Source organism: Streptomyces sp. NPDC059900 (assembly GCF_050270335.1).
GTDB lineage: Bacteria > Actinomycetota > Actinomycetes > Streptomycetales > Streptomycetaceae > Streptomyces.
In genome coordinates this window covers 1-4,890 of sequence record NZ_JBNNJZ010000581.1, presented here as the reverse complement: position 1 = coordinate 4,890, position 4,890 = coordinate 1, and the positions used below count along the sequence as shown (strand labels likewise).

6 protein-coding genes are annotated in these 4,890 nt (G+C 72.2%); 2 read left to right on the top strand and 4 right to left on the bottom strand.

Going from position 1 to position 4,890, the window contains the following annotated elements; all coding sequences use genetic code 11:
* On the top strand, nucleotides 1–464 hold a 464-nt coding region (locus tag ACQKIP_RS39600; protein WP_427745268.1), incomplete at its 5' end, for a DUF3459 domain-containing protein.
* A gap of 73 nt (nucleotides 465–537) precedes the next feature.
* On the opposite strand, the gene ACQKIP_RS39595 is transcribed toward ACQKIP_RS39600, so the two are convergent.
* Nucleotides 538–1,224, bottom strand: coding sequence for a TetR/AcrR family transcriptional regulator (locus tag ACQKIP_RS39595; RefSeq protein WP_365854013.1), 687 nt, complete (start codon nucleotides 1,222–1,224; stop codon nucleotides 538–540).
* 138 nt (nucleotides 1,225–1,362) lie between these two features.
* Between ACQKIP_RS39595 and ACQKIP_RS39590 the strand changes: the two genes are divergently transcribed.
* Entirely contained in the window at nucleotides 1,363–2,481 is a 1,119-nt protein-coding gene (locus ACQKIP_RS39590; RefSeq protein ID WP_365854011.1) for an FAD-dependent oxidoreductase, read from the top strand.
* Between the two features lie 282 nt (nucleotides 2,482–2,763).
* On the opposite strand, the gene ACQKIP_RS39585 is transcribed toward ACQKIP_RS39590, so the two are convergent.
* From ACQKIP_RS39585 to ACQKIP_RS39575, 3 genes are all read right to left on the bottom strand, one after another.
* A complete protein-coding gene (locus tag ACQKIP_RS39585) occupies nucleotides 2,764–3,054 on the bottom strand; it encodes a hypothetical protein (protein ID WP_427745269.1) in 291 nt (96 codons plus the stop codon).
* Between the two features lie 22 nt (nucleotides 3,055–3,076).
* A complete protein-coding gene (locus tag ACQKIP_RS39580) occupies nucleotides 3,077–4,267 on the bottom strand; it encodes a globin domain-containing protein (protein ID WP_365854007.1) in 1,191 nt (396 codons plus the stop codon).
* A gap of 77 nt (nucleotides 4,268–4,344) precedes the next feature.
* Nucleotides 4,345–4,788: an RrF2 family transcriptional regulator gene (locus tag ACQKIP_RS39575; RefSeq protein ID WP_365854005.1), complete on the bottom strand. Its 444-nt coding sequence runs from the start codon at nucleotides 4,786–4,788 to the stop codon at nucleotides 4,345–4,347.
* Nucleotides 4,789–4,890: the final 102 nt, after the last annotated feature.

Genomic DNA, 4,890 nt, shown 5'->3' with positions numbered 1-4,890 from the left:
AACTGGGCCTGCCCGAGGCCGACATACCCCGCGAGCGCATCCAGGACCCGATGCACGCACGCTCCGGCGAAGTGGACCCGGGCCGTGACGGCTGCCGGGTGCCGCTGCCCTGGGACGGCGCCCCCGAGCGCAGCTGGCTGCCGGTGCCGCCGGACTGGGCGGGGTATGCCGCCGAACGGCAGGCGCACGACCCGGACTCGATGCTCTCCCTCTACCGCACGGCGCTGCGGCTGCGGCGCTCCCTGGGTGACGCGGGACCGCTGCGCCGGCTGCGCGCCGACGAGCCGCACGTGCTCGCCTTCGCGCGCACCTCCGAGCGGGACGGCACCACGTGGTTGTGCCTGGCCAACTTCGGCCCGCACGACGTGGTACTGCCCGCCGGCACCGAACTCCTGCTGGCCAGCGGCCCCTTGTCCCCGCGGGGGCAGTTGCCGCAGGACACAGCGGTCTGGCTGCGGGTCTAAGGAGCACCCGCGGCCAGACCGCACACTTCCCGCACGATCCGCCGGGGCCTTCGGGCCCCGGCGGATGCGTGTCTCAGCCCGCTTGCCGGTGGGTGATGCCGGTGAGGATCAGGTCGATGCCGGCCAGGAACTCGGTCCGGTCGTCGTGTTCGCGCAGCTGGTCGGCGACGCTGCGGGTGAACGCGTACTCGACGGGGTCGAGCTGCGCCCAGGCGGCCGAGGCGTTGCCGAGGAACTCGGCCCGGCTGGTGTCCGGAGTGCGCGCGTGGTGGGCGCGGGCGTCGGCCGCGTTCTGGCCGCCCACTCCGACGATGTAGTTCAGCAGTGCGGACGCGGCGGTGAACCGGGAGGCCGGGGGCACGCCGAGCGCCTGGACCTGGCGTCCGAGGTGTTCGAAGACCCGCAGCATCGGCGACTTGCCGGGGGAGCGGGCGAGTTGCGTGCCGATCCAGGGGTGGGTCTCGATCGCGTCGAACACGCCCAGCGCCAGGACGCGGATGGCTTCCTGCGGTGTCGTATCGGCGGCGTCGGGGGCGACGGTGCGTGCGACGACGGCTTCGGTGGCGGCGCCGAGCAGCTCGTCCTTGCCCGTGACGTGCCAGTAGATCGCGCCGGGCCCGGTGGTGAGGCGCTCGGCCAGCGCACGGAAGGTGAGTCCGCGCTCGCCCACCGTGTCGAGCAGTTCGATCGCCGCCTCGACGATGCGTTCGCGGGAGAGCGGTTCCTCCCGTCGCTCCGTACGACGCGTCCTGGTTGCCATGCCCACATCCTGGCACATCCCTGGAACCATGTTCCAGCTTGACATTCCTGGAACGAGGTTCCAGTCTCGTTGATGGAACGCCATTCCAGAGAGGTCCCGCCAGGTCTTCACCGGCGGGCGCACGAAAGGAGCACGGCCATGAACACCCACGTCACGATCATCGGCGCCGGACTCGGCGGCCTCACGCTCGCCCGCGTCCTGCACGTCCACGGCATACCGGCCACGGTCTACGAGGCGGAGGCCTCCGCGACGGCGCGCGCCCAGGGCGGAATGCTCGACATCCACGAGGACACCGGCCAGCCCGCCCTCAAGGCGGCAGGGCTGACGGACGCATTCCGCGGCCTCATCCTGGAAGGCCGCGAGGCCACCCGGGTCCTCGACACGGACGGCGCCCTCCTGTTCGACGACGACAGCGAGCGCGGCCGCCCCGAGGTGCTGCGCGGCGAACTGCGACGGATCCTGCTCGACTCGCTCCCGGCCGGCACCGTCCGCTGGGGACACAAGGTCAGCGGCGTGCGCACCCTCGGCGACGGCCGCCACGAGGTGACCTTCGCCGACGGCACCACGGTTGTCACCGGCCTGCTGGTCGGCGCGGACGGCGCCTGGTCACGGGTCCGCCCGCTGCTCTCCGGCGCGAGGCCCTCGTACATCGGCAGATCGTTCGTCGAGACCTACCTCTACGACGCCGACACCCGGCACCCGGCCAGCGCGAAGGCGGTCGGCGGCGGTTCCATGTTCGCGCTCACACCGGGCAGGGGAATCCAGGCCCACCGCGAGAGCGGCGGGACCCTGCACACCTATGTGGTGCTCTCCGAGCCGCAGGCGTGGTTCGACGCCATCGACTTCGCCGACCCCGCCGCGGCGGCCGCGCGGATCGCGCAGGAATTCGAGGGCTGGGCGCCGGAACTCACCGCGCTGATCACCGACGGCGAGACCGCACCGGTCCTGCGCACCCTCAACGCCCTGCCCGCCGATCACCGCTGGGAGCGGGTGCCGGGCGTGACCCTGCTCGGCGACGCCGCCCACCTCGCGGCACCCAACGGGGAGGGCGCCAACCTGGCCATGTACGACGGCGCCGAACTCGGCAAGGCCATCGCCGCGCACCGCGATGACATCGAGGGCGCGCTGGCCGCGTACGAGCAGGCCATGTTCCCCCGCAGCGAGGCGTCCGCCACCGACGGCAACCAGCTCATCGAGCTGCTCTACGGCGACGAGGCGCCCCACGGCCTGCTGCGGATGTTCGCCGAAGGCGCGTAGCGGATGCGCGGCGGACGAGCACTGCGCCGCAGGCGCTCCGGCCACAAAGGGGCCCCGGCTGGACGGGGGAGACCAACCGGGGCCGTAGAGCGTGGCAGGCGGAGGGCGGTCGCCTCTCGGCGAAAGGCTCCATGGGGCTTCAGCCGAACGATCTTCCCCATGGGCTATAGGTGAGGCCCGGGGACACTGTCCCCTCCGCAGCCACACCTAGAAGAACGAGGACCCTGGCCCGTATGTTCCTGGCCGGTAGGGTCCGCGAAGTGAACTGCGGCACACCCGCCGCTACCGCTCGTCCAGCCGGTGCAGGCAGTCGTTCCAGCGCCGGCGCCGCTCGGCCAGCGTCTGCTCCCACCAGGCCGGGCCGCGCTCCCCGAGGCCGGTCTTCGCCAGCTGCACGCGCGCCCGTGCCGCCTTGCGCGCCGCTTCGTCGTCACCCGCCGCGGCCACGGCCCGGCGGGCCGACATCAGGTGGTGGGTCAGGCGCTTCTCCACCGTGCCGGGCAGCCGGGGGTCGGTGGCCCGCCAGCGCCTGCCTTTGATGACGACGAAATGACCGTCCTCGGTGTACTGCATGTCGTCTGCCGCCACGACACCATCATGACGCCAGCCACAGGTCGGGGCCGAACACCTCGTAGTGGATGTCGGCGGGCGCCACGCCCTGGCCGAGGAGCTGCCCGCGCACCGCACGCATGAACGGCAGCGGCCCGCAGAGATAGGCGCGGGTACCGGGTGCCAGGGGAACGCCGGTGAGGTCGACACGCCCTGTGTGGTGTGGTCCGGAGCCGGGCTGCTCGTACCAGAAGTGGGCTGTGCCGCCCGGCAGCTTGGCCGCCAGGGCGGCGTGGTGGGCGCGCAGGGCGTGGCTGTCGGGGGAGCGGTCGGCGTGCACGACCGTCACGGGGCCCCGGTGCCCGGCTGCCGCCAGCTCTTCCAGTATGGCAAGCATGGGCGTGCAGCCGATCCCCGCGGAGGCGAGCAGCAGGGGCGCGTCGCCCGGTTCCAGGACGAGGTCGCCGTAGGGCGCCGAGATGCGCAGCAGGTCGCCCTGGTGGACGTGCGTGTGCAGGTGCTGCGAGACCTCCCCGTCGGGGTCGGCACCGGTGCCGGTCACCTGCTTGACCGCGATCGCGCGGGTACTGGCGGACGGCGCGCCGATAAGGCTGTACTGGCGTATCTGCCGGGCTCCGTCGGCCAGTTGGACCTGCACGGAGACGTACTGTCCGGCTCTGAAGGCGGGGACAGGGCCGCCGTCGGCCGGGCGCAACAGGAACGACGCGACCCGGGGCGACTCCTCGGTGCGGTCCACCACCTCCCACGTCCGCCACACATCCGCGTCGACCACGCCCTGCTGCGCATACAGACCGGCCTCGATCGCGATCAGGGCGTTGGCCATCAGCCAGTACACCTCGTCCCAGGCCGCGGCGACCTCGGGCGTGACCGCGTCGCCCAGCACTTCGGCGATGGCTTCGAACAGGTGCTGGTGCACGACCGGATACTGCTCGGCCCGCACGCCGAGCGACGCGTGCTTGTGCGCGATCCGGCGCAGCATGACGTCGGGCCGGTCCTCGGGGTGCGCCACCAGATGGGTGGCGAAGGCCGCGATGGAGCCCGCGAGTGCCTGGCGCTGGGTCCCGGCGGCCTGGTTGCCGCGGTTGAACAGGTCGCGGAGCAGCGCCGGATGGGCCGCGAACAGCTTGCCGTAGAAGCGTTCGGTGATGTCCTCGATGGCGGCGCCGACGGCGGGAAGCGTGGCGCGGACGACGGCGGCCGAGGGCTCGGTGAGCATCAACGACTCCTTAATGTGCATCTGAGATTCGTATTTTGAGGTGTGCGGCGGCGCCGGGCCGCCGGGCGGTGGTGCGGTCAGTCCGTGCGGGGGGTGGGGGAGAGCGAGACCAGGAGCGGTCCGGTGGGGGACTTGGTGAGGTCGTCGAGCGACAGCGGGTCAAGCGCGGCGAAGAAGGCTTCCTGTGCCTGGCGCAGCGCTCCGCGCAAGCGGCACGCGGAACGCAGCGGGCAGGGCGTCGTTCCGTCGCAGTCCACGACCTCGCCCGGCCCTTCGAGTTCGCGCACGAGCCCGCCGACCGAGGCCTCGTGCCCCGATGCGGTCAGCGCGAGCCCGCCGCCCCGGCCGCGCCGCGCCTCGACGAGGCCCATGTGCTGCAACTTGGCGACGACCTTGGCCGCATGCGTGTACGGCACGTCCATGGCGGCGGCGACCTCCCGCGTGGTGGGCAGGCCCCCCTCCTCGACGGCGAGGCGCATCAGCACGCGCAGGGCCAGATCCGTGAACCGTGTGAGCCGCATGCCCGCACGTTATTAATGTTGCATCTGAAAGGCAAGTTTTAGCGTGGTGCCGTGATGGCCGGTTTGCGGCACGGAGACGCGGCGAGGGCCCCGGGTGTCCCG